Source organism: Lysinibacillus pakistanensis (assembly GCF_030123245.1).
GTDB lineage: Bacteria > Bacillota > Bacilli > Bacillales_A > Planococcaceae > Lysinibacillus > Lysinibacillus pakistanensis.
Window position 1 is genome coordinate 648,205 of record NZ_CP126101.1, and the last position, 26,602, is coordinate 674,806.

Genomic DNA, 26,602 nt, shown 5'->3' on the forward strand with positions numbered 1-26,602 from the left:
TTGTTTTTGAAATAATGGTATTTTGGTAAAAATTCAATTATATGGCTCACGATAACAATACACCTTTATAAATCAATACATTTTGATGTCGAGCCTTAACAGTAATCAGGAGGAAATAATTATGAAGTTTTTCATTGATACAGCAAACTTTGAAGAGATTAAAGAAGCACATGCATGGGGGATTTTATCTGGTGTTACAACAAATCCGTCATTAGTAGCTAAAGAAGAGAATGTTTCTTTCCATGATCGTCTTCGTGAAATTGCAGAGCTTGTAGATGGCTCGGTAAGTGGGGAAGTCATTGCACTAGATGCAGAAGGTATGATCAAAGAAGGATTAGAATTGGCTGCTATTGCTCCAAACATAACAGTTAAACTACCAATGACGCCCGCTGGATTAGAAGCATGTCGCTATTTTGCTGATAAAGGTATTAAAACGAACGTAACATTAATTTTTAGTGCAAATCAAGCATTAATGGCTGCTCGTGCAGGTGCTACATATGTATCACCATTCATCGGTCGCCTTGATGATATTGGACAAAATGGTGTAGAACTAATTGAAACAATTGCAGATATATTCACTATTCACAATATCGAAACACAAATTATTGCTGCATCTGTTCGTCATCCTCAGCATGTAACAGCAGCAGCACTTGCAGGTGCACATATTTCCACCACTCCTTATAAAGTATTAAAGCAACTTTTTAACCATCCATTAACGGAAAAAGGAATTGAAGGATTTTTAGCGGATTGGAATAAGAGAAAAGGCGAATAATAAGATTATAGAGTGAGCAATCCGCAAAAATTACTTTCCAATCATGAGGGAGAACGCAAAATGGATGTTTATAAAATTACAGGCGAAAATCGTCTAAAAGGTACAATTAAAGTTAGTGGTGCAAAAAATAGTGCAGTCGCCTTAATTCCAGCATCAATTTTGGCGAACTCTCCAGTGACAATTGGAGGGATACCAGAAATTTCAGATGCATGGACATTAAAGGCTTTATTAGAGGAAATTGGTGGGGAAGTTACATTTGAGGATGGTAAAATGACCATTGATCCAACTGATATGATCGCCCTTCCATTACCAAATGGCAATGTGAAAAAGCTTCGTGCTTCTTATTATTTAATGGGAGCGATGCTTGGACGCTTTAAAAAAGCTGTTATTGGGTTACCTGGTGGTTGCTTCTTAGGACCCCGCCCTATAGACCAACATATAAAAGGTTTTGAGGCATTAGGAGCAAGGATTACAAATGAGCATGGAGCTATTTATTTACGTGCAGAAGAATTAATTGGCGCAAAAATTTATCTAGATGTTGCAAGTGTTGGTGCTACGATAAATATTATGCTGGCCGCTGTCCTTGCAAAAGGGCGTACAGTTATTGAAAATGCAGCAAAAGAACCTGAAATTATTGATGTGGCGACACTGCTAACGAATATGGGTGCTAATATTAAAGGTGCAGGTACAAGTGTTATTCGGATTGATGGTGTTGAGGAGCTTCATGGTACGGAACATACAATTATTCCAGATCGAATTGAAGCAGCTACTTTTATGATTATGGCCGCAGCTGTCGGTGAGGGCATTACTATTGATAATGTAATTCCATTGCATTTAGAGGCAATCATTGCCAAGCTGCGTGAAATGGGTATCAAGATTGATATTGGAGAGGAAAGTATTTTTGTCCCTAAAACTGACCTCAATACGTTACAAGCTGTTGATGTAAAAACATTAGTGTATCCTGGATTCCCAACAGATATTCAGCAGCCACTTGCTGTTTTAATGTCTCAGGCGTTCGGCTCTTCAAAGGTGACAGATACAATCTATACAGCTCGATTTAAGCATATCGATGAACTTCGACGTATGAATGCCAATGCCCGTGTAGAGGGAAATACAGCTATTATTACAGGTCCTAGTAAATTACATGGCTCAACTGTAACTGCCACAGATCTTCGAGCAGGTGCTGCGCTCGTATTAGCGGGTCTTTTAGCTGAAGGTGAAACGGAAATTCAAGAGATCTATCATATTGAACGTGGTTATAGCTCACTTATTGAAAAATTACGTGATTTAGGCGCTGATATTCGACGTGAAACAAATGTAGCACGCGTAGCAGAAGCAAAGGAATAATGAGAGCTAAAAGTTTCGAACCAAATATGTTACAATAGAGATAATTTGAATGTTTCGGCGAAAGATCTATGCCGATAACGGGAGGCAAAACAATCATGGAACGTAGTTTATCGATGGAAGTAGTACGAGTAACAGAGGCAGCAGCAATAGCATCTGGTAAATGGATGGGTCGCGGTTTGAAAATTGAGGCAGATGATGCAGCAACAACTGCGATGCGCGCCATGTTCGATACAATTCCAATGCATGCTACAGTAGTAATAGGTGAAGGCGAAATGGACGAAGCACCAATGCTTTATATTGGTGAGGAACTTGGCTTACGTAATGGAGGTCCTCAAGTAGATATTGCGGTTGACCCATTAGAAGGGACAAATATTGTGGCAAAAGGTACAAATGGTGCTATGACAGTACTGGCGATTGCTGATAAAGGTAATTTGTTAAATGCACCTGATATGTATATGGAGAAAATTGCTGTAGGACCAGAAGCAGCGGGTAAAGTCGATATTAACGCTTCTGTTACTTATAATTTATTACAAGTAGCTAAAGCTAAAAATAAAGATATTTCAGATGTGGTAGCTACACTTTTAGATCGACCACGCCACCAAGCAATAGTAGATGAGATTAGAGAAGCTGGTGCACGTATTAAATTTATTCAAGATGGTGATGTTGGCGCTGCAATTAATACTGCTTTTGATGAAACTGGCATTGATATTATGTTTGGTACAGGCGGTGCCCCTGAGGGTGTTATTGCGGCTGTAGCATTAAAATGTCTAGGCGGAGACTTCCAAGCGAAGCTAGTACCAGAGGACGAAGAACAGTTAGAGCGTTGCAAAAAAATGGGTGTTGACGTAGAAAAAGTGCTATACTTAGATGACCTAGTTAAAGGCGATGATGCTATTTTTGCAGCAACAGCAGTAACAGATTGTGAGCTGTTAAAGGGTGTTCAATATAAAGGTGCCTACGCTTTAACGCATTCAGTTGTTATGCGAGCTAAATCGGGAACTGTGCGTTTTGTAGAAGGTCGTCACGCACTTGATAAAAAACCTAGCTATAAATAAAGATTTCTTCTAAAATATACCTAGTGCATCTTTTGCGCTAGGTACCTTCTTCTAAATTTTAAACCATCCCTTAGTTTCATAAGGCTATGTTATGCTTCATTGTTTTACAATTGAAGTAATATCCGTAGTTTTGATTTTAGTAAAAAACGCTGATAGCTATGGAAAATAATAACTTGAAAACAAAGCCTTTCGTAAAAATAACTTCCATGATAACCCCATTAAAGTATTATATTTTGAAAAAGACTGGAGTTGTGCATATGTCTGCATTGACAATCGCTCAATTAGAAAACATGACGTTAAAAGAGCTTTACGCCCTTGCACGCCAATATAAAATTTCATATTATAGCAAGCTAACGAAAAAGGAATTGATATTTGCTATTTTGAAAACGCGTTCAGAGCAAGAGGGCTATTTCTTTATGGAAGGCGTACTTGAAATTGTTTCGCAAGAAGGCTTTGGCTTCCTTCGACCAATTAACTACTCTCCTAGTAAAGAGGATATTTATATTTCGGCATCACAAATTCGCCGCTTTGACCTACGTAATGGGGACAAGGTGTCAGGTAAGGTACGTCCACCTAAAGAAAATGAACGCTATTACGGGCTATTACAAGTGGATGCGGTGAATGGTGAAGATCCTGAAGTAGCAAAAGAACGTGTGCATTTCCCTGCTCTCACACCACTATATCCAGATCGACAAATTAAGCTTGAGACAACACAACGTAATTTATCGACGCGTATTATGGATTTAGTAGCACCAGTAGGCTTTGGTCAGCGTGGATTAATCGTTGCACCACCAAAAGCAGGGAAAACATCATTATTAAAAGAAATAGCTAATGCCATTACAACCAATTATCCAGAGGCTGAGTTAATTGTTTTACTTATTGATGAACGTCCTGAGGAAGTGACAGATATTGAACGTTCTGTGAATGCAGATGTCGTAAGCTCTACTTTTGATGAGGTTCCTGAAAATCATGTGAAAGTTGCAGAGATAGTATTAGAACGAGCACGTCGTTTAGTTGAACATAAACGTGATGTGATTATTTTAATGGACTCTATTACTCGTTTAGCCCGAGCTTATAACTTAGTTATTCCGCCAAGTGGTCGTACGTTATCAGGGGGGATTGATCCTGCTGCCTTCCATAGACCAAAACGTTTCTTTGGTTCCGCGCGTAATATTGAAGAAGGCGGCAGCTTAACGATTTTAGCAACAGCTTTAGTGGATACTGGATCTCGAATGGATGAAGTAATCTACGAGGAATTTAAAGGGACAGGCAATCTAGAGCTTCATTTAGATCGTCAATTAGCGGAGCGACGCATTTTCCCTGCGTTAGATATACGTCGTTCAGGTACACGAAAAGAGGAGCTTCTTCTTGAGCCTGAGCAGCTTGAAAAACTATGGGCAATTCGTAAAACATTCTCAGACGCACCTGATTTTGCAGAGCGTTTCTTAAAGAAATTACGAACAACCAAATCAAATGAAGAATTCTTTGAAAAATTAAACGAAGATATGAAAAAGGCTACTAAAGGTAAAGGGTTGCTATAAAGGGAAACCTTCATAGATTGTTAGTTATACCATTAGTTCAGATATAAATCATCATTAACTAAAAAATAGTTGATGGTGATTTTTTTTTGCAATCAGTCAGGAATCATGATGTATGATATAGGTATTGAAATTGATAATCGTTATCAATATAATGATAGCATATAATTCTGAATTTGAGGAGAGAGATATGAATTATGAGGCCTATATGCTGCTATGGCAAAATGCATATATCAAGTTAAAGCAAATTGACTATGTACAGAATATTCCTGTGCGAATGACAAAAGTAATGAAATATAGCACATTATTAATAATTACTGAAGGTGCTGCAGAAATAATGATTGATGACCAACCTTATTTTGTACAGCGCTTTACTATTTTTCATATTGGAAAATCCCAATCCTTACATATTACAGCTCAAGATAAATTGAGTTATTATCTCATCTACTATAGAGGGGATATTGTTTACACAGATGCATTTATTCAGCACTTACAGATGCAATATCAACCATTCCAAACATCTTTTTCATGTATATCAGCAAATCCTATCGCTATTCATTCTTTGCTGCAAGATATGTATATCAAATGGCAGTCCGGTTCTATTCAAGAGCATTTATCAGTAAAGGCTTCTTTTTATGAGCTTATTTATCGTGTTTTTCAAGAACTTGTGGAGGGATATGGAGAGCCTCACGAAATTGATAAAGCTGAAGTAGCCCGCCTATATATTGAGCAACACATTAATGAATCTTTATCCATTCAAAAACTTGCGGATTTACTCAACATTAGTACACGGCATTTATTACGAATTTTTAAGGCTCGTTTTGAAGTTGGTCCACAAGTTTACTTACAGCAATTGAGAATAGAACACGCAAAAAAATATCTTCTTGCCAATCAATTTAGTATTAAAGAAATCGCTGTTTCATTGGGATTTGAGGATGAATACTATTTTAGTCGAGCCTTTAAAAAGGTGATGAAAATGGCCCCAAGTAATTATAGGCTGAATTATCCATCCAATATGTCTGAAATCACCATTACAATTGAGAACAGTTTTCAATACAATGAGAATCAGCTAGCGCAAGCAAATCGATTCAAAAATGAAGAAATGATAACAAATAGAATCCAACATCTAAAGCTACCTTTTTTACTTAAATTATTGGTTTTACTTTCGGCATATGGTGAAGAAAGTAAACACCATTCCCGTAGACTTCCAACAAATGAAGCGATGACAAAAACGGTCATAGATGATAGTGGACGTGAGGTAGTTATACCCATGAAAGCAGAACGTATTGTAACAGACTGGTACCTTGGACAAATGCTAGCGTTAGATGTAGTACCAGTAGGAGCTGTAACAGCAAATTTAGACTTTGCAGCATTCTTAAAACCATATTACAAAAATGAAGATATTTTAAATGTTGGAACAGATGGTAATGTGTCGATAGAAAAAACGGCAAAATTAAAGCCTGATTTAATTGTTACGTGGAATCCAGAAGATGTAGGGAAGTATGAAAAAATTGCACCAACTATTGTATTCTCTGATACAGCCTATAAAACAGCTACTGATGAAATTAAGGCAATGGGAGAATATTTAGGAAGACAGCAGGAAGCGGATGCCTTTATCAACGATTTCGAGAGTCGGATAGCCAAGGCACAAGAGAAAGTAAATGCTGTTGTATCAGAAGATTCCACATTTACTATATTTGATTTATTCGCAAAGAAAGCCACAGTTGTGGGGAATAAAAGCGTGTCGGGTGGAAGGGCATTATATCAAATTCTTGGCGTAAAACCTCAGGAAATGGTGCAAAATCTTTTCGATACAAAAGATCCTAGTCTTGGGCGTTATGAAATTCCCTATGAAGTCGTGGGAGACTATGTTGGGGATTATGTTTTTGTGATAAATTTCTTCAATAAAGAAGGAGAGTTTCCATCAACCTGGACCAATCTAGATGTTGTAAAGAAAAGGAAGACGCTTCAGTTAGCATCAGAATTTTATTTTGCCTCTGATCCACTTTCTGGATTACATCAAGCTGAAGATTTAGCTGACAAAATTATAGAATTTACACTAGCTAAATAATCATTAGGTAGTTCCTTGTAAGGATACTCATTGCGAAGCTGACAAAAAATTAGGGAGGTAAGCTACCTGTTGTAATCAGGTAGCTTATTTACTAGATTTCTTAATAAATGAAATTGATAATCATTATCATTTGAGTTACAATTATCTTTAATTAATGATCCTTTAGAGCTTGCGGACATTAAAAATAGGAGGATGCATCCATGTTATTACAGCGTTTCTTTTCTTATTACAAACCATACAAGGGATTATTTATACTGGACTTTTCCTGCGCAATTTTGGTGGCGCTCATAGAATTGGCTTTTCCAATTGTGCTAAACAAGGTAATTGATGATGTTCTTCCAGATGGAGAATTAAAGTGGATTATAATGGCAAGCTCATTGCTATTTGGGCTCTATATTTTAAACTCTATTCTGCACTTTATTGTTTCTTATTGGGGACATATGTTAGGCATTAATATTGAAACTGACATGCGAAAGGAAGCTTTCACCCATGTACAGAAGCTGTCATTCCGATATTTTGATAATAACAAAACAGGGCATCTTGTTTCACGTCTAACAAATGATTTAATGGATATCGGAGAGCTAGCCCATCACGGACCAGAAGATATATTCATTGCTATTATGACAATTATTGGGACGTTTGGCGTTATGTTTTATATTGATCCGACCTTTACAATTCTTATATTCCTGCTTGTGCCAATTATTTTAATCCTAACGATTATTTTTGGAAAGCTTATGTCAAAGGCATTTCGTCAAATGTTTGGAGATATTGCTGACTTTAATGCACGGGTTGAAAATAATGTTAGCGGTATTCGTGTTGTACAAGCCTTTACAAATGAAGAGCATGAAATTAATCGCTTTAAGGTAAATAATGAAAGATTCCGCATGACGAAGCTATTTTCTTATAAAGTGATGGCTTGGAATGAAGCCATCTCAGGAATTTTAACAAAGGTTTTATCATTGTTTACATTATTTATAGGTGCGTATTTTGTGTTAAACGGTTATTTAACAAATGGTGAATTTATCGCATTTATATTGTTATCTAATATTCTATTAGGCCCTATTAATAAAATTAATATGTTTATTGAAAGCTATCCTAAAGGCATGGCAGGATTTAAGCGCTATGTTGATTTTCTTGAAACAGAGCCTGAAATTGCTGATCGTCCACAAGCGATGGCAATTAAGGACATTGAAGGGGAAATTACATTTAACAATGTATCTTTTGGCTATACCGAGGACAAGAGAGCACTAAACCAAATTAATTTAAAGGTTCGTCCTGGCGAAACGGTTGCACTCGTTGGACCATCAGGCGCTGGAAAATCAACAATATGTAGTTTGCTCCCACGTTTTTATGAGGTGAATGAAGGGTCTATTACAGTTGATGGAATAGATATAAGAGATTTCAAGCTCCACTCTCTACGCTCTCATATTGGGATTGTACAACAGGATGTATTTTTATTTGATGGCACAATAAGAGAAAACATTGCTTATGGTGATTTAAATGCAAGTGAAGAAGACATATGGTATGCAGCGCGACGAGCACAACTAGAAGATGTTATCAAAGCTTTACCAGAAGGAATGGATACATTGATAGGTGAGCGTGGTGTGAAATTATCAGGTGGACAGAAACAAAGATTATCAATTGCAAGGATCTTCTTAAAAAATCCTAAAATATTAATTTTAGATGAGGCGACATCAGCCTTGGATACAGAAACAGAGCAAGCAATCCAACAAGCATTAAACGAGCTTTCAGTAGGACGTACAACCCTAGTGATTGCCCATCGTTTAGCAACTATTAAGGATGCTGATCGTATTGTTGTTGTGTCGAAGAAGGGCATTATTGAAGAAGGCACACACGATGAATTGATGAATAGCAAAAAAGCATACTATGGATTGTATACAGCACAATTCGGTCTACAAATATAGGATTCATATTGAAGAAATGACTTATCTATCATCATGAAAAAACAGTATGCTTTGAATTTATAACTTCATACCTAAAGGAGAGAAAATTTTATATGGCAGTCCTTGAAATAGAACATGTTGCTATTGGTTATTCTTCTACTTTAATTGTAGATGATTTAAGTGTAGAGATTCCAAAAGGGCAAATTTCAACAATTATAGGTCCAAACGGATGTGGGAAATCTACTTTATTAAAGGCTGTGGCACGTATGCTAAGAACGCAAAACGGCGCAGTTTATTTGGATGGGAAGGCAATTCATCAGTTAAAAACTAAGGAGGTTGCGAAAAGAATGGCGATATTGCCTCAAACAGCAACAGCACCAGGAGGTTTAACTGTTTTTGAATTAATATCCTATGGCCGTTTCCCACATCAAACAGGTTTTGGCACTCTACGCAAAGAGGATTATGAATATATTCATTGGGCAATAGATGTTACTGGTTTACGTGAATTTAGTGATCGCCCTATTGAAGCCTTGTCTGGAGGACAGCGTCAGCGTGTCTGGATTGCTATGGCATTGGCACAAGGGACAGATATCCTAGTATTGGATGAGCCTACTACTTATTTAGATTTAGCCCATCAACTTGATATTCTGCTGTTATTACAAAAGCTGAATAAAGAAGAGGGACGTACAATTGTGATGGTATTACACGATTTAAACCATGCTTCCCGTTTTTCTCATTTTATGATTGCGATGAGAAATGGACAATTAATTGTAAATGGAAGCCCTGACGAGGTTATGACTAAAGAAAATCTACAAAAAGTATTTAGTATCGATGCAGAAATGGCTACTTGTCCTTTTAGCGAGAATCCGATTTGTTTATCTTACCAATTATATGGAAGAGAAGTGTAGTGGTCAATAATTCCAGTAGGAAGAAATAGTAGGATTTATCTTGATTCAGCAGAATACTCCCACCTTTATAGGTGGCGAGATAAATGCATTTTTTCTATTTAGCGGGCGTACAAACATCCGCTGAATCAAGATAAAGCCCCCGGCGGATGTCAACGGATTTTGAAGAGGAGCTTTTCAAGCGAGCTCGAAAAAATCCGGACGCAATTACGCTGGGGCATAATTGATAAGGAGGAAACACATGGCTACGTCAGCAGAAGGACTAGAAGGACTTGAAAAATTAGAGGAGCTACAAAAACGTTCTCATCCAATACGTGCTGTAGTGGCACTTGTTTTAGGGCTTGTTGGACTAGTATTTGCAATAGCTTTATCAATCTCTTTTGGGGCGGCAGATATTTCGCTAAGTACTGTATGGAAGGCAGTCTTTAATTTTTCATCTGATTTAACTGAACATCAGATTATTCATGAGATACGTTTACCGCGAGTATTAGGTGCTGCATTAGTAGGTTCGTGCTTTGCAGTATCTGGTGCTATTATGCAAGGAATGACTCGCAACCCATTAGCGGATTCAGGTTTGTTAGGGTTAAACGCTGGTGCAGCATTTATGCTTGCAGTCTGCTTTGCATTTTTTCCAGGTTTATCATATATGTATATCATTATGTGGTCATTTTTAGGTGCAGGATTAGGGGTAGCTATTGTTTATGGAGTTGGCTCCATTGCTAAAGGTGGCTTAACACCGATGAGATTAGTACTTGCAGGGGCTGCAGTAAGTGCACTTTTAGGTGCATTGGGTGAAGGGATTGCTCTTTATTTTCGTATTGGACAAGATTTGGCCTTTTGGTATGCAGGTGGGGTTTCAGGGACTAAGTGGAGTCATCTACAAATCATGGGGCCTTGGATACTTGTAGCTATGATTGGGGCACTTATTCTGTCACGTTCAATTACGTTATTAAGTTTAGGAGAGGAAATTGCAATCGGCTTGGGACAGCGAACAGGTATCATTAAGGTATGGGGTATGCTTATCGTGCTTGTTTTAGCGGGTGCGGCTGTTTCTGTTGTCGGTGCAGTTGGCTTTGTAGGACTAATTGTTCCGCATTTAACAAGATACATAGTAGGACATGATTATCGTTGGATTATTTCCTGTTCAGTAGTGTATGGTGCACTACTTGTTGTACTGGCTGATTTTATTGCCCGTATCATCAATCCTCCATATGAGTCACCGATTGGAGCATTAATTGCCTTTATTGGCGTACCATTCTTCCTATACTTAGCACGTAAAGGAGGAAAAGAGCTATGAGTCATAATAGTTATTTAACAACTAGTCAGCAAAAGACGAGGAAAAAGAATCTTTTTATTTTAAGCATCTTAACGATATTAATTATTGTTACTTTTATCATTAGTATGAATACAGGGGTTATTAAATTAACACCTATGGAGGTTCTAAGTACTTTATTTGGTCAGGGCGACGCACAACAGCAGCTTATTTTATTTGAATTTAGGCTTCCACGTATCATAGTTGCTGTGTTAGTAGGGATGGGATTAGCAATCTCTGGTGCTATTTTACAAGGGATTTCAAGGAATGCCTTGGCGGATCCTGGTATTCTTGGTATCAATGCCGGTGCTGGTCTTATGGTAATGTTATTTATTTCCTTCTTTCCAGCTACAGCAGCAGCTCCTGTTTTCCTGCTCCCAGTATTAGCCTTTATTGGATCAGGTATGACTGCAATTCTTATTTATGCACTTTCCTATAAACGTCATGAGGGAATCACACCGATGCGCTTGCTTCTTACCGGGATAGCTGTAGCAGCGGGGATTAGTTCAGCAATGATTGTGCTAACGCTCCGCCTTTCACCTGAAAATTATCAATTTGTGGCAACTTGGCTTGCAGGTAGTATTTGGGGCTCGAATTGGAAATTTGTTTTAGCATTATTGCCATGGCTTGTAGTACTGCTTCCTTTTGTTTATTCAAAATCACGTGTATTAAATGTCTTAAATTTAGGTGAATTAACGGCAGTTGGTTTAGGTGCTTCGATTGAAAAGGAACGTCGCTGGCTATTAGCAGCATCTGTCGGTTTAGCAGGAGCAAGTGTTTCAGTCAGCGGAGGAATTGGCTTTGTTGGATTGATTGCTCCACATTTAGCACGGCAACTAGTAGGAGCAAAACATCAAATTTTACTTCCTGCTTCAGCATTAGTTGGTGGTTTACTTGTACTAATGGCAGATACCATTGGTCGTTCCTTGCTAGAGCCTTCTGAAATACCTGCAGGGATAGTTGTTGCTGTTTTAGGAGCCCCATACTTCTTATACTTATTAGCTCGATTAAAACAATAAATAATAGAAAAAAACATAAGAGTAGATTGGAATGGAGGAATATATAAAATGAAGGAAGAACTGTATGATGTGACGATTGTTGGTGGTGGTCCAGCGGGGCTCTATACGGCTTTTTATAGTGGAATGCGGGATTTAAAGACGAAAATTATTGAATATAGCTCTCAGCTTGGGGGTCGTATGTTAATCTATCCTGAGAAAATGATATGGGACGTCGGTGGCGTACCACCAATTTTAGGTGGTCAGCTAATTGAGCATTTAATAGAGCAGGCGAAAACGTTTGATCCAACAATTGTGTTCAATCAGAAAGTCGAGCATGTAGAAAAACAAAGTGATGGTACATTTATTTTGACGTCATCCACAGGTGAAAAACATTATTCGAAAACAGTTATTTTGGCTGTTGGATATGGTGTCCTTTCCATGCAAAAGCTTGAAATAGAGGGTGCTGATAAATATGAAGTAACGAACTTGCATTATACTGTGCAGGATTTAGAGATATTCCGTGATAAGCATGTTTTAATTTCTGGCGGTGGTAATTCTGCCGTGGATTGGGCAAATGAATTAGAGCCAATTGCTGCTAGTGTAACAGTTGTTCATCGACGAGATGAATTTGGCGGACATGAAAAAAGTGTCTTAAAAATGCGGGAATCCTCAGTATATTTAAAAACACCCTATGAAATAGTTCAGCTACATGGGGATGGTGAATTAATACAATCTGTTTCAATAGAAAACAAGGAAACTGGCGTAATTGAACGTATTGAATTAGATGCGATCATTGTGAATCATGGCTTAAAATGTGATTATGGTGCACTTGAAAAATGGGGATTAAACATTGAGGATGGCGTTGCAATTGTCAATGAAAAACGTGAAACGAACATTGAAGGGATTTATGGAGCAGGCGATTTTGTAGATCATCCTAGTAAGGTTCGATATATAGCAGGTGCATTTACGGATGGTATATTAGCGTTAAATAGTGCAAAATTGTATTTAGAACCTGATGCACCAAAAGTCGCGTATGTTTCATCTCACAATATTCGTTTTAAAGAACGTAATAAAAAAATAGGTTTAGTAGATAATGATTATCGGGAAGTACAAGGATAATTAGAATAAGATAAATTTTTTACTTGAAAGAATTTTAAAGAATATGCTATACTTCAAAAGTATGCAACGTGTACATATATAGCTGATGGTTTCACTCATATTCGGGCTATGTAAGGTACAGTTCGATAATACTCTGTTCCAGATGGTTCAGGGCGAGAGGAGAAAACGAATATGAAACAAGGAATTCATCCAGACTACAAAGAAGCAACAGTAACTTGCTCTTGTGGGAACACTTTCAAAACTGGTTCAGTAAAAGAAAACATCGTTGTCGAGTTCTGCAACGAATGTCACCCATTCTATACTGGCCGTCAAAAATTCGCGTCTGCTGATGGTCGCGTGGATCGTTTCAACAAAAAATACGGTCTTAAAAACTAATGTTAGTTTAATACCTGCCAAGCATGTGCTTGGCAGGTATTTTTTTCAGTATATGAATGAACACGTTGATGCAAGTCTTTTCAACAATCCAGATCGACTAGTAGAAAGGGAGAAGACAACATGGCACAGCTATATTTTAAGCATGGCGCAATGAATAGTGGAAAATCCATTGAAATTTTGAAAGTTGCGCATAACTATGAAGAACAACAAAAACCTGTCATGATATTTACATCAGGCTTAGATACACGAGATGAAGTAGGCTTTGTTTCAAGTAGAGTAGGCTTACGTCAAGAAGCTATACCAGTTTATGATGATACAAATATATTTGATCTCGTGGAAAAAAATGCAGTTAAACCATACTGTGTTCTTGTTGATGAAGTACAATTTTTAAAAAAGGCACATGTTTTACAGCTAGCAAACATTGTGGATGAATTGGATATTCCTGTTATGGGCTTTGGTTTGAAAAATGATTTTCAAAATGAGTTATTTGAAGGCAGTCAGTATATGCTTACATATGCAGATAAAATTGAAGAAATGAAGACTATTTGCTGGTTCTGCCATAAAAAGGCGACGATGAATTTACGTGTTGATGAAAGTGGAAAGCCTGTGTATACAGGTGATCAAATTCAAATTGGTGGAAATGATTCCTACTATCCCGTTTGCAGAAAGTGTCACGCCCACCCACCGCTATAACACAATCAAGCTTAGAGCTAAGAAAAAGTAGCATACATGTGAAAATTTCCTTATACTAAGTAGTGGAAATCAATTACGTTCCAGCATAATTGTGCCCGGATTTTTTCGAGCTGACAATCGCTGAATAGGGAAATCGCATTCAGCTCACAACATACAGATGTGTAAGTATTCTGAACCTGACGCTTTGCTATCGGGGGACAAAACAAGATAAAGAATGTTAATTACGCTAAGTTTCTTTTTGACTTGAGAAAAGAAGAAACTTCTTAAAAAACTAAATAGAGGTGAAATCCATGTTTGATCGATTGCAGGCAGTAGAGGATCGTTATGAAAGGCTAACAGAGCTTTTAAGTGATCCTGATATTGTGAATGATAGTAAAAAATTACGAGAATATTCCAAAGAGCAATCAGATATCCAGGAAACTGTAGATACTTATCGTGAATATAAAAATGTAAAAGAGCAGTTAGCTGATGCACGTGAAATGCTAGACAGCGAAAAAGATCCTGATATGCATGAAATGGTGAAAGAGGAATTTAATCTATTAAAAGCACAGCAGGAAGAATTTGAAGAACGTTTACGCATTTTACTAATTCCAAAAGACCCGAACGATAATAAAAACGTTATTATGGAAATTCGTGGTGCAGCAGGTGGCGATGAGGCGAATATTTTTGCGGGAGATTTATTCCGTATGTATTCTCGCTATGCGGAGACACAGGGCTGGAAAATTGAGATTATGGAGGCTACTCCAAACCCAATGGGCGGTTATAAAGAAGTGATTTTTATGATTAATGGACAAGGTGCCTATTCTAAATTCAAATTTGAAAATGGCGCGCACCGTGTACAACGTGTTCCTGCTACAGAATCGCAGGGCCGTATCCATACATCAACTGCAACAGTAGCATGTTTACCTGAGGTAGAAGAAGTAGATGTTGAAATTCATGAAAAAGATATTCGCGTAGATACATTCGCATCTTCTGGTGCGGGTGGTCAATCTGTTAATACAACAATGTCTGCCGTTCGTATGACCCATTTACCAACAGGTGTTGTAGTATCGATGCAGGATGAGCGTTCCCAAATCAAAAACCGTGAAAAGGCAATGAAAATTCTTCGTGCTCGTGTTGCTGATATGTATATGCAAGAAGCGCAAAAGGAAATCGATGCCACACGTAAATCAGCTGTAGGTTCAGGAGATCGCTCTGAGCGTATTCGTACTTACAATTATCCACAAAACCGTGTAACAGACCACCGTATTGGATTAACGATTCAAAAGCTAGATCAAATCGTCGAAGGTAGACTTGACGAAATTATTGATGCCCTTATTTTAGAGGAGCAAGCATCAAAGTTAGAGCGTTTAAATGATGATTTATAAAAATGTGATGGAGGCCCTTGCATGGGCTTCTTCTTTTTTAGTGGATAATGGTCGGGAGGAAACTGCTGCACGAATTGTTATGCAGCATATATTAGGGACTAGCTACTCAGGAGTAATGCTACATCTTCAGGATGTGCTAACGATAGAACAACAAATGAAATTTAAGGAACTTATTATGGAGCATGCAAGTGGTCGCCCTGTACAGTATTGTGTGGGTAGTGAGGAATTTTATGGTCGTTCATTTATTGTAGATGAATCAGTGTTAATTCCTAGACCAGAAACAGAGGAGTTAGTACTTGGAACAATTAATCGCTTAGACAAACTGTTTAATAAGCAAACATTAAAGCTAGCTGATATTGGAACAGGGAGTGGAGCAATTGCTATATCTATGAAGCTAGAATGTCCAGAGCTTTCAGTTGTTGCTACTGATTTATCCGAGAAGGCGCTAATGACTGCCCAAAAGAATGCAGAAAAACTAGCAGCTACTATCGATTTCAGACTGGGCGATTTAACGTCACCACTTGTAGGCGAGCGATTTGATATCATTTTATCCAATCCTCCTTATATTGCCTTTGATGAAGCAAAGGAGATGTCGAGCATTGTGCTTGAACATGAACCACATAGTGCACTTTTTGCGGAGGAAGAGGGACTTATTTTATATAGAAAGTTGGCTGAACAGCTGCCAGCCATTGTGAATAAACCCGCACTTATTGGACTAGAGATTGGTTATACACAGGGAGAGCAGGTTGCAAAGTTCTTTAAAAATAGTTTTCCACAGTCTACAATTTCGATAGAAAAAGATATTAATGGTAGGCCTCGAATGATTTTTTGTGAAATACATGTATAAAGTATCTCCTTCTTGCCAACAATGTTGAGCAAGGAGGGATTTTTATGTTAAATGAATACAAGATTATAAGATTACCAAAACAGAATATCTTACTAGCTTTTGCTAGACTAGTATTAATAGCTATTGCTTTACAACTATGTATTTTATATATTCCTACATTAGTAGGATTGGCTAAGGAAAATACGAATCAACAGCAAGAACAAGATTTTCGTATAAGAGTAATTGCGAATAGTAACACGGCACAGGATCAGCTTGAAAAGGAGCTTCTTGTTAAAGATTTAAAGCCATATTTTATGCAAGTATCTGCTGCTACAATTGTGGATAATGAGCAAATACAGTTATTAAAGCGGGAAATTGAAGCACAAATAAATGAAAATTATCCACAGCTTGATACACAGGTTCAGCTTGGGGATCATTTATTTCCACCTAAGAGACAGAATGCTGTTCTTTATCCACAAAGCATGTATCATTCAATTGTTGTAAAGATTGGTAATGCGCGTGGTGATAACTGGTGGTGTAGCATATTCCCATCAATTTGTGAACCAGACAAAGACGGAGAGCCAGAAGAAGAAAAGGACGAGGTTACATTTTTTATTTGGGAATGGATAAAAGGTTTTTTTGAATGAATTGTGCACAAATTCAGATAACTTATACACAATTTTTATAAAGTTATTAACAATATGTGGATAATTCAGTGAAAATGATAATTGAAGGAAGGTTTTAATCATGGAAACCGTTTACAAAGTTGTGGACAGTAATGTGAATAATCAGTTAAATTATGCGCAGGCTGTGGATATCTTAAATGCAGGAGAGGTGGTAGCTTTTCCAACAGAAACGGTTTATGGCTTGGGTGCAGTTGCAACAAATGACGAGGCAGTTAAAAAAATATTTGAAGCAAAAGGTCGCCCATCAGATAATCCATTAATCGTCCACATCGGTACGAAAGAGGAAGTTGGGCTTTATATTAAACATATTCCGGAAGTAGCCAAAACATGTATGGAGCTATTCTGGCCTGGTCCACTGACACTTGTTATGCAAGTAAAGCCAAATATTTTGGCAAGAAGTGTGACAGCTGGGCTTGATACAGTGGGCATTCGTATGCCAGATCATCCAGTTGCACTCTCGTTACTTCAACAATTAAAAAAACCACTCGCTGCACCTAGCGCTAATCGTAGTGGAAAGCCAAGTCCTACGGAAGCAATACATGTTCAGGATGATTTGGGTGGGTACATACCTTATATATTAGATGGTGGTTCTACAGGAATTGGACTAGAATCCACAGTGTTGGATGTTACACATGAGCCACCAGTTATTTTACGTCCAGGTGGAATTACAAAGGAAATGCTAGAGCTTGAGATTGGACCTGTTATTCAGCCAACCAAAAATGAGCAAAACTTAGTATCTACACCAAAAGCGCCTGGTATGAAATATACACACTATGCTCCAAATGCCCCTGTGTTATTAATAGACTGTGATGTGGAGAAAGTTAAGAAGGCTGTACAACAATTACAAGCACAAGGGCAAAAGGTTGCACTACTTGCTCCTGATAATTTTAGGGACATAAAGGCAGATTTTTATTTCTCAATTGGAGTGGCACATCGGAAAGAAGAGATGGGTGCTACATTATACCATGCATTAAGAGCATGCGATAAAACATTGGCTACCATTATATTAGCAACTACTACTTCATCTGAAGGAATGGGTGCCGCAATTATGAATCGATTAGAAAAGGCTGCTGGTGGGAAATGGTATACACCGTAAAATTGAATGAATAAGCATACTAGTTATTATTACTGGCATGCTTATTTTTTTATGAAGAAGAATAGTAAAAAACGTATCTTTATACAAGGAAATGTCTATTGAATAATGATGATAATAATGTATTTTCGAGCATAAAATGATAAAATATTAGTGAAGAAGGAGTGCTTTCTTGCAGGTCATACTTGCAGGTATCTTAACGTCTATTGATGTAATAGGTCTATATGTCTTAATTCCAAATGTCCGATACAAATTCTTTTTATCAGTGTGGACGGCTGCTTTGCATATGCTTTTCCCGTTACTAGGCTTTGAATTAGGAAGCTATTTAGCTCATTTCCTGTTAGAATGGGGACAATGGATTTCAAGTATTTTATTATTCGGGATTGGAATGCATTTACTCCTGTTCTCACAAAAGAATGAAAAAGTAACAATTTCACCGGTACTTTTAGCTGTGACTGCAAGCCTAGATACCTTTTCAGTAAGTGTCTCTTTTGGTATGCTAAACTTAGAAGAAACAATATTTATTGTCAGTGCAGGTGCAAGTGCCCTTATTTGCTCTTATGGGTCTTTGGTCATTGCTAATAAAAGTCAGTTGTTATTAGGTAGTAAAATTCAAATGATTGCAGGTATTATTTTTATCATAATGAGTATTTTAGCTATTCAACAATAGAAGAAAGAGAATGGAAGGTGATAAGTGTGAAAATACTATTTGTTTGTACTGGGAATACTTGTCGCAGTCCAATGGCAGAGGCTATTTTAAAACATCAACAGCTGGCTAATGTTGAAGTTCAATCAGCGGGTATTTTTGCAATGCCTTATGCTGAAATGTCCGCACATGCGCAACAAGTAGTAAATGAAGCGAATATGAGACATCAACATTCAGCTACACAACTATCTATTACTGAAATAGAATGGGCAGATTTAATTTTAACAATGACAACAGCTCATAAAGATACAATCATTGCTCAATACCCAAATACAGAACACAAGGTTTTTACTTTTAAAGAATATATAATTGAAGGTAGTGTGGAAAATGTTGTAGATCCTTATGGTGGTAGTAAAGAAATATATGAAGCAACATTTGCAGAATTAAAAGAATTGGTAGAACGATTAGTAAAAAAACTTGAAAAGAATTGAGGGTCGCTATGAAAAAACAGTTTGGCTTACGACTTAAACTAGCATTATTTGTCGGTATTCTTGCACTAATCACCTACAGCATTAGCTTTATATTTATCGAATTTTTACAACCTACCTTCTTTCCAGAGATTAATCGTAAACTGTTTGAAATAGTTACCTATCTATTAGGTATAGTGTGGTCAGGCATTTTAGCTTGGGGATTCTGCGGAGTCTTAATCAAACCACTACAGCAGCTAGAATTATCAGCATCACGTGTTGCAGAAGGAAAGATAGGACAAGATGTAGATTTGCCGAAAACAAATGATGAGATTCGTTCTGTTGCAGAGGCATTCCAGCAAATGGTATTAAACTTGCGACAAATGGTTGAAAGTATAGACCATAATTTCCAACAAACAAATCAATCGATTATTCAATTATCGGATGAGGCAGCTATTGCTACGAAAAAAGCAGAGGGTATTGCTTCTACAGTCAAGCACATTTCTACGGGGGCAGAGGCCTCTGCTATAGCAGTACAAGATACAGCTGAAGCTATTGAAGATGTACGAGGGCTTGCCACAGAAGTAAATAGTAGAGCTGAAGCATCGGCAACGCAAACGAAAGAGATTTTACATAATCTCACGAACACGACAATGGCTATTGAAACATTAGTTAATAGTATTCAACAAATCGCTACTGGTAACAATGAAGCGTTAGAGAGCATTCGTGCACTAGAGGATAATGCTGAACAAGTGGAGCGCATCATTAGTTTAGTAGGAGATATTGCTGCACAGACAAATTTACTAGCATTAAATGCTTCCATTGAGGCAGCTCGTGCTGGGGAGCATGGTAAGGGCTTTGCTGTTGTTGCTGAAGAGGTTCGTGGTTTGGCTGATGAAAGCGCCAAAGCGGTACAAGGCATTACAACCTTAATACAATCCATGCAACAAAACGTGGAGATTGTTGTTAGACAAATGAATCAACAAGTAGCTTTTGCCACGAAGGAAGCAGCCCGTGTGTCAGAAACAACAACGGCTGTGGAGGGAATGTCTTCAAGTGTACATGAAATGGCGACAGCGATTGTAGAAATATCTTCATTGATAGAGCAACAAATGCACAATATTGAAACAACTGCTCGCCAATCTCAAGAAGTTGCTGCTATTGCACAAGAAACATCAGCTGGTGCCGAAGAGGTACGCGGGGCAGCAGAAGAACAAGCTTATGCTATGGAACAGGTAGAGCAATTAGCACAGGGATTAAAGAAGCAATCGGAAGAGCTGCATAAAATGATTCAACAATTTGATAGACAAGCATAAGATTTTTGACTGTAGTTCAACTCGGATGATTCGGGTTTGCTACAGTTTTTTTATTGATGGATAGAACAGCAAAAGTAAAGGATAGATTCTTTAAAGTGACGGATAGAACCTCGAAAGCAATGGATAAATTACTAAAGTGGCGAAGAGAACATCAAACCGAGAGGCTTCACAATACCGTGTTCATATTTGATGTACTGATAAAGTATGTCCACTGTGATTAAAAAGGTAAAAAAACTATAGAAGATAGAATATTACAACAAAGGACTGTTATCCGAATTTAGAAGAATAAAATTCTATTTATCTTTAAAAAATTAACTTTAAAAGTGAATGATTTTATAGTAGTTTACAACAAATGTTCGTCTTTCAGGAGAAATCAGCATAAAAATGCAAGAAAAATCATGTTATTCTTGAGATAGAAGTGGTACACTAGTGTTGACTATAAATTCGAAATGAGGGAACCCAGTGAGAATAGCAATTTCTTCTGATCACGGAGGCAATAACTTACGTCGTGAGATTATGCAGCTGTTAGATGAGCTAAATATTAGCTACGAAGATTTTGGTCCACAATCTGCGGATTCAGTAGACTATCCTGATTATGCAAAACCAGTTTCTGAAGGTGTTGCTAGCGGGGAATTTGATAAAGGTATTTTAATTTGTGGCACAGGTATTGGTATGTCCATTGCTGCAAATAAAGTGAAGGGAATCCGTTGTGCTTTAGTGCATGATGTATTTAGCGCAAAGGCAACTCGTTGTCATAATGACTCAAATGTTTTGTCTATGGGAGAACGCGTGATCGGACCTGGTCTTGCTCGTGAAATTGTCCAAACATGGCTTGGAACAGAATTTGAGGGTGGACGTCATACTCGTCGCATTGAAAAAATTACTGAACTTGAACAATAATGAAAGCTAATTATTACACACATGGTTATTTCTTGTTCGTGTGTGGTTTCTAATTAGTTATATAAAGGAGCTGAGGCATAGTGGTTACACAACAAATACGGACACATTTGACTCAGTTGCTCAGTGAATTTGAAGAGCAGGTAACCTTACGACCAAATACTATTTTTGTCGTAGGCTGCTCGACATCTGAGGTGATTGGTCAGAAAATTGGCACAGCGGGTGCGCTTGAAATTGCTGAGGCGATATTCGAGCCTCTTCAAGCATTTGCAAAGAAACATCAGCTGTATCTTGCATTCCAAGGCTGTGAACATATAAATCGCGCTATTACAATGGAGGCAACAATTGCAGACCGTTTTGGCTATGAACCCGTATCTGTAGTTCCTGTTCGAACAGCAGGTGGCTCAATGTCTGCTTATGCCTATACACAATTTGACAATCCAGTTGTTGTTGAAACAGTGAAGGCTAGCGCAGGAATTGATATAGGCCAAACATTAATTGGCATGCATTTAAAGGCAGTAGCTGTCCCAGTTCGTACATCGGTTCGGATGGTAGGGGAAGCAGTTGTAACTATTGCTACAACACGTCCAAAGCTAATTGGTGGAGAACGTGCAGTATATAAATAATATTACCTTTCTTTTAAAGGGGTAAATATAAATAATAATCATACTAGGAGGCTTTTCAAACATGGCATACGAAAAATTAGCAGTACAAGACAAAGCAGTTTTAGAGGGGATCCTTGCAGAAAAAAAACGTCAACAAGCAAATATTGAGTTAATCGCATCAGAGAACTTTGTTTCTGAAGCTGTAATGGAAGCACAGGGCTCTGTTCTAACAAATAAATATGCTGAGGGTTATCCAGGTAAACGTTATTATGGTGGCTGTGAACATGTAGACGTGGTAGAGGATATTGCACGTGACCGTGTAAAAGAAATCTTTGGTGCGGAATATGCAAACGTGCAACCGCATTCTGGTGCACAAGCTAACATGGCAGTTTACCACACAATTTTAGAGCCAGGTGATACAGTTCTTGGTATGAACCTTTCTCATGGCGGTCACTTAACACATGGATCGCCAGTAAACTTCTCAGGCATTCTCTATAATTTCGTAGAATATGGTGTAACAAAAGATACTCAAGTAATTGATTATGAAGATGTACGTCAAAAAGCGTTAGAACATAAACCAAAATTGATTGTTGCAGGTGCATCAGCTTACCCACGTGAAATCGATTTTTCTAAGTTCCGTGAAATCGCAAACGAGGTAGGAGCATACTTTATGGTTGATATGGCACATATCGCTGGCCTAGTAGCTGCTGGAGAACATCAATCACCAGTGCCATATGCTGATTTTGTGACATCTACAACACATAAAACATTACGTGGTCCGCGTGGTGGTTTAATCCTTGCTTCGAAAGAATGGGAGCAAAAGCTAAACAAATCTGTATTCCCAGGTATTCAAGGCGGTCCTTTAATGCACGTTATCGCTGCAAAAGCAGTAGCATTCGGCGAAGCGTTACAGCCAGAGTTTAAAGAATATGCAAAACAAATTAAAGCAAATGCCAAAGTATTAGGTGAAGTATTAGTGGCTGAGGGCGTTGAAATTGTATCTGGTGGTACAGATAACCATCTATTGCTTCTTAATGTGAAGTCTCTTGGCTTAACAGGTAAAGTAGCAGAGCATGCACTAGATGAAGTAGGGATTACAACAAATAAAAATACAATCCCTTATGATACAGAATCTCCATTTGTTACTTCTGGTATCCGTATTGGTACACCTGCAGTTACATCACGTGGTTTCAAAGAGGAAGATATGAAAGAAGTCGGTGCAATTATTGCAGCAGTTCTAAAAAATCCAGAGGATGAAGCTGTGAAAGCAGAGGCAAAAGCTCGCGTTAAAGCTCTAACAGACAAACATCCTTTATACGCATAATTATTAATCGGGGTTGTGTTTAAAGTGCGATAGGTCACTTTAAACATAGCCCCTTTTGTTTTGTAAAATAAGACTAAAACTGTAAGAAGTATCTTTTTTTCTAACATAAAAATAAAATCCTCTTATTTTTGAATTAATTTACATAAACTGATTAGAAAAAGATATAGTATAGTGGGTCGAGGACAGATACTGTCCTACTAAAGAAGATTTTTTTATAAAAGTGACAATTTATTGAATTTTTATGTACAATGTAAGAAAGAAGAAGTGATAGAGACGGGAGGGGTTGGATGATTACTAAATCGATGGACATACAAAATGAAATGTTATTAAACACAATTCGTAAATTAGGGGATAATTCAAAAGAAAGCTACGTTATTTTTGACGTAAAAAATAATCATAAAATATTGGAATGTAATGATTCTTTTTGTGCGCTAACGAATACTACACATACACAAATTCTAGAAAATGATTATTTTTCATTGCTATTAAATGAGGAGCAGAAGGCGACTATTGAAATGATTAAGCAGAAAATACATAGTGGGGTCATGGTACAAGCAAAATTACATCATAAATGCTTGGACAAACCCCCTTTTTGGGCTGAAATACAAGCGCTGCCATTTCAAAATAGTAAAAATGAAACATTATATGTACTATTACTTGTAAAGGATGTCACTTATTACCACGCCGAAGATTTTTTATTGCGCCTTGAAAAAGCTATGTATGAAGCAATCGAAAAGGACAATCCATTTGATAAAAAGATGAGCATTATTTGTAGTGGCTTAGATGAATTTTTTATGCCGAACATTGTAAGTATGGTGCTAGTTAAAGCAGAGTCAAATCAATTTCAAGTTTTTACAGGGAAGAGTAAAGTAAAAGGGATGTCTGAACGCTGTGAAAGCAAAAATTTTTATGACCAAGTTATACAAGAGAGAAAATCTATTTTTATCACAAATTTGGATGATATTGATATTCCATTAGAACATAAAAACTTTGCCAATGCCTCTAAAAAGACAGCTGGATGGTTTGTACCGATACGAAATCAGCAACAGCAATCAATAGGGTTGTTTGCAATATTTTTAAAGCCTTATCCTAATGACAAAGAGTTTTTTGAAAACATGTTTAGTAAAATTGGTTCATTGGTGGCGCTAGCATATTCTTATGCAAAAACACAAAAAATGATATGGGATTTGGCCTATATGGATATTACCACTGGGCTACCTAATCGACACAGCTTCTTAAATAAGGTAGAGAAAGATAAAGAGCGGGGTCAATGTGGTTATATTAAAATCTTAAAACCTAGTGAATTTCATCAAATAGTTGAGCTATATGGTCGAGAAGCAGGAGACGAGCTTTTAAGACAAATTGCAAAACGACTAAATGAAGAGAAAGATGAGTATAATGAATATATTGCTAGATTCACAAGCTCTAGTTTGATTCTTTCAAGTGTGACATCCCATGTTACTTTTCAAAATTACGAGAAACGAATTAAAGAAATTATTCGTCAGCCTTTTATCATTGGTGGAAAACAAATTTATATTACATTGAAAACAGGGATTGCGTTTTATAATGATGATATAAAAATTGCTGATGCAATTCGCTTTGCAGACAATGCCTTATCCTTTGCGGCTAATAAACCAGGTACCCATATGGAAATTTTCACCCAGGAAAGAAATGATGTCCTTGAACAGCAAATGACGGTGTTGAATCATTTGTCACAGGCATTAAAAAACAAGGAGATTTCTGTTAACTTACAGCCAAAGGTTGATTTACGTACCGGGGAAATCCAAAGTATTGAAGCGCTTGCCCGCTGGATTTCTCCAAAGCTTGGTTTTGTGTCACCAGCAGTTTTTATTCCTGTTGCAGAAAGTGCGGGGAAAGTGCGAGAAATTGATGTTCAAATATTAGAGATTGTTCTTTCATGGTTAGCCGAACGCAAGAAAATGGGTAAAAATTTAGTAAGGGTTGCAGTAAATATTTCACCAGATCATTTTTATTATGTTCACTTTGTTCAAGATATTGTAAATTTAGTTCGGAAATTTGATATTGATCCAGAATATATCATATTAGAGGTCACTGAAAATATTGGCTTGGTCGATTTTCAATCAGCCTTCACCATCATTCAGGAATTGAAGAGCTACGGGTTTAAAACATCAGTAGATGATTTTGGAACAGGTTTTTCATCACTAAGCTATTTACAAAGGCTACCGTTTACAGAATTAAAAATTGATCGAAGTTTTATCAATGCTATTAATGATGCTGCTACGCTTGCAATTGTCCGTTCTATTATACAATTAGCATTAAATCTAGGAATGACTTCAGTGGCTGAAGGTATTGAAAACGAGGAGCAGGTTGAAATATTACGTGCACTTGGTTGTACTGTCGGACAAGGCTATTTTTATTACAAACCTATGCCCATTGAGCAATTAGATAAAATACTAGATGAATAATCGCTCTTATATGTAGGTAACATTCTAGAAAAGGAGTTGTCCCAAATTTAATTTTGAGACGACTCCTTTTTTCTGTTATACTAGGTGAGATAAAAATGAAATCCGAACGGTTAGGAGAGAATCTCTTTGAGCAAAGTATATGTATTTGATCATCCACTAATCCAACACAAGTTAACTTATATTCGTGATAAGAATACGGGAACAAAAGAATTTCGTGAGCTAGTTGATGAGGTCGCTACACTTATGGCATTTGAAATTACACGTGATATGCCAGTGGAAGAAATCGAAATTGAAACACCTGTCACTATAGCGAAAACAAAAGTTCTATCTGGAAAAAAACTTGCAATTGTCCCGATTTTACGTGCAGGAATTGGTATGGTAGATGGTGTATTAAAGCTAATTCCAGCGGCAAAAGTAGGTCATATTGGTCTTTATCGTGACCCAGAAACATTAAAGCCAGTTGAATATTACGCAAAGCTTCCAGCAGATGTAGAAGAACGTGATTTCATCATCGTAGACCCGATGCTTGCAACTGGTGGCTCAGCAGTGGAGGCTATACACTCATTGAAAAAACGTGGAGCGAAAAATATTAAATTTATGTGTTTAATCGCTGCTCCAGAGGGAGTAAAAGCAATTCAAGAAGAACATTCAGATGTGGATATTTATATTGCTGCTCTTGACGAAAAATTAGATGACCATGGCTATATTGTGCCAGGTCTAGGAGATGCAGGAGATCGCCTATTCGGTACGAAATAAGGTAGATCTCTAGTATATGACTTTTTTTAGGCAACTTATAAAACTTCAAAGCGTCCTTCAATATTGAAGGACGTTTCATCGTA

General features: G+C 37.4%; 24 protein-coding genes. All 24 read left to right on the forward strand.

Annotation, left to right across the window (positions count from 1 at the left end; genetic code table 11):
* Positions 1–121 precede the first annotated feature (121 nt).
* The 24 genes from fsa to upp all read left to right on the forward strand — a co-directional run bounded on the left by fsa (position 122) and on the right by upp (position 26,519).
* The gene (gene fsa / locus QNH24_RS03130; protein WP_283870710.1) at positions 122–772 is read left to right on the forward strand and encodes a fructose-6-phosphate aldolase; all 651 of its coding nucleotides are present in this window, start codon (positions 122–124) and stop codon (positions 770–772) included.
* Between the two features lie 60 nt (positions 773–832).
* Positions 833–2,119 carry a UDP-N-acetylglucosamine 1-carboxyvinyltransferase gene (gene murA / locus QNH24_RS03135; protein WP_283870711.1) on the forward strand — a complete coding sequence of 429 codons (1,287 nt, stop codon included), beginning with the start codon at positions 833–835 and terminating at the stop codon, positions 2,117–2,119.
* Between the two features lie 95 nt (positions 2,120–2,214).
* A complete protein-coding gene (gene glpX / locus QNH24_RS03140) occupies positions 2,215–3,174 on the forward strand; it encodes a class II fructose-bisphosphatase (protein ID WP_283870712.1) in 960 nt (319 codons plus the stop codon).
* A gap of 257 nt (positions 3,175–3,431) precedes the next feature.
* A complete protein-coding gene (gene rho / locus QNH24_RS03145; protein WP_283870713.1) occupies positions 3,432–4,715 on the forward strand; it encodes a transcription termination factor Rho in 1,284 nt (427 codons plus the stop codon).
* Positions 4,716–4,902: 187 nt separating this feature from the next.
* Complete coding sequence (locus QNH24_RS03150; protein ID WP_283870714.1) at positions 4,903–6,783, forward strand: AraC family transcriptional regulator; 1,881 nt, start codon at positions 4,903–4,905, stop codon at positions 6,781–6,783.
* A gap of 200 nt (positions 6,784–6,983) precedes the next feature.
* Positions 6,984–8,708 carry an ABC transporter ATP-binding protein gene (locus QNH24_RS03155; protein ID WP_283870715.1) on the forward strand — a complete coding sequence of 575 codons (1,725 nt, stop codon included), beginning with the start codon at positions 6,984–6,986 and terminating at the stop codon, positions 8,706–8,708.
* A 92-nt stretch (positions 8,709–8,800) separates the two neighbouring features.
* Positions 8,801–9,595 (forward strand): ABC transporter ATP-binding protein, encoded by a 795-nt coding sequence (locus tag QNH24_RS03160; RefSeq protein ID WP_054770251.1) that lies wholly within the window; start codon positions 8,801–8,803, stop codon positions 9,593–9,595.
* 238 nt (positions 9,596–9,833) lie between these two features.
* Positions 9,834–10,889 (forward strand): FecCD family ABC transporter permease, encoded by a 1,056-nt coding sequence (locus tag QNH24_RS03165; RefSeq protein ID WP_054770250.1) that lies wholly within the window; start codon positions 9,834–9,836, stop codon positions 10,887–10,889.
* Entirely contained in the window at positions 10,886–11,923 is a 1,038-nt protein-coding gene (locus tag QNH24_RS03170) for a FecCD family ABC transporter permease (RefSeq protein WP_283870716.1), read from the forward strand. Before QNH24_RS03165 ends, QNH24_RS03170 begins: the two co-directional genes overlap by 4 nt.
* A 48-nt stretch (positions 11,924–11,971) precedes the next feature.
* Complete coding sequence (locus QNH24_RS03175; RefSeq protein ID WP_283870717.1) at positions 11,972–13,021, forward strand: NAD(P)/FAD-dependent oxidoreductase; 1,050 nt, start codon at positions 11,972–11,974, stop codon at positions 13,019–13,021.
* A 171-nt stretch (positions 13,022–13,192) separates the two neighbouring features.
* Positions 13,193–13,396: a 50S ribosomal protein L31 gene (gene rpmE / locus QNH24_RS03180; RefSeq protein WP_004269457.1), complete on the forward strand. Its 204-nt coding sequence runs from the start codon at positions 13,193–13,195 to the stop codon at positions 13,394–13,396.
* A 120-nt stretch (positions 13,397–13,516) separates the two neighbouring features.
* Positions 13,517–14,089 (forward strand): thymidine kinase, encoded by a 573-nt coding sequence (locus QNH24_RS03185; RefSeq protein WP_054770248.1) that lies wholly within the window; start codon positions 13,517–13,519, stop codon positions 14,087–14,089.
* 290 nt (positions 14,090–14,379) lie between these two features.
* Positions 14,380–15,456 carry a peptide chain release factor 1 gene (gene prfA / locus QNH24_RS03190; RefSeq protein WP_283870718.1) on the forward strand — a complete coding sequence of 359 codons (1,077 nt, stop codon included), beginning with the start codon at positions 14,380–14,382 and terminating at the stop codon, positions 15,454–15,456.
* On the forward strand, positions 15,443–16,303 hold the full coding sequence (gene prmC / locus QNH24_RS03195; RefSeq protein ID WP_283870719.1) for a peptide chain release factor N(5)-glutamine methyltransferase: 861 nt from the start codon (positions 15,443–15,445) through the stop codon (positions 16,301–16,303). The genes prfA and prmC overlap by 14 nt, the downstream gene beginning before the upstream one ends.
* A gap of 44 nt (positions 16,304–16,347) precedes the next feature.
* The gene (locus QNH24_RS03200; RefSeq protein ID WP_283870720.1) at positions 16,348–16,929 is read left to right on the forward strand and encodes a stage II sporulation protein R; all 582 of its coding nucleotides are present in this window, start codon (positions 16,348–16,350) and stop codon (positions 16,927–16,929) included.
* A 100-nt stretch (positions 16,930–17,029) separates the two neighbouring features.
* Positions 17,030–18,064: an L-threonylcarbamoyladenylate synthase gene (locus QNH24_RS03205; RefSeq protein WP_283870721.1), complete on the forward strand. Its 1,035-nt coding sequence runs from the start codon at positions 17,030–17,032 to the stop codon at positions 18,062–18,064.
* A 169-nt stretch (positions 18,065–18,233) separates the two neighbouring features.
* Positions 18,234–18,731 carry a manganese efflux pump MntP gene (locus QNH24_RS03210; protein WP_054770247.1) on the forward strand — a complete coding sequence of 166 codons (498 nt, stop codon included), beginning with the start codon at positions 18,234–18,236 and terminating at the stop codon, positions 18,729–18,731.
* A gap of 26 nt (positions 18,732–18,757) precedes the next feature.
* A complete protein-coding gene (locus QNH24_RS03215) occupies positions 18,758–19,198 on the forward strand; it encodes a low molecular weight protein arginine phosphatase (protein WP_283870722.1) in 441 nt (146 codons plus the stop codon).
* A gap of 8 nt (positions 19,199–19,206) precedes the next feature.
* Complete coding sequence (locus tag QNH24_RS03220) at positions 19,207–20,490, forward strand: methyl-accepting chemotaxis protein (protein ID WP_283870723.1); 1,284 nt, start codon at positions 19,207–19,209, stop codon at positions 20,488–20,490.
* Between the two features lie 462 nt (positions 20,491–20,952).
* Positions 20,953–21,390, forward strand: coding sequence for a ribose 5-phosphate isomerase B (rpiB, locus tag QNH24_RS03225; RefSeq protein ID WP_283870724.1), 438 nt, complete (start codon positions 20,953–20,955; stop codon positions 21,388–21,390).
* Positions 21,391–21,470: 80 nt separating this feature from the next.
* On the forward strand, positions 21,471–22,013 hold the full coding sequence (locus QNH24_RS03230; protein WP_283870725.1) for a TIGR01440 family protein: 543 nt from the start codon (positions 21,471–21,473) through the stop codon (positions 22,011–22,013).
* Between the two features lie 61 nt (positions 22,014–22,074).
* Positions 22,075–23,316 carry a serine hydroxymethyltransferase gene (gene glyA / locus QNH24_RS03235; protein ID WP_283870726.1) on the forward strand — a complete coding sequence of 414 codons (1,242 nt, stop codon included), beginning with the start codon at positions 22,075–22,077 and terminating at the stop codon, positions 23,314–23,316.
* 287 nt (positions 23,317–23,603) lie between these two features.
* A complete protein-coding gene (locus QNH24_RS03240) occupies positions 23,604–25,763 on the forward strand; it encodes an EAL domain-containing protein (RefSeq protein ID WP_283870727.1) in 2,160 nt (719 codons plus the stop codon).
* A gap of 126 nt (positions 25,764–25,889) precedes the next feature.
* Positions 25,890–26,519: a uracil phosphoribosyltransferase gene (upp, locus tag QNH24_RS03245; RefSeq protein ID WP_283870728.1), complete on the forward strand. Its 630-nt coding sequence runs from the start codon at positions 25,890–25,892 to the stop codon at positions 26,517–26,519.
* Positions 26,520–26,602 lie beyond the last annotated feature (83 nt).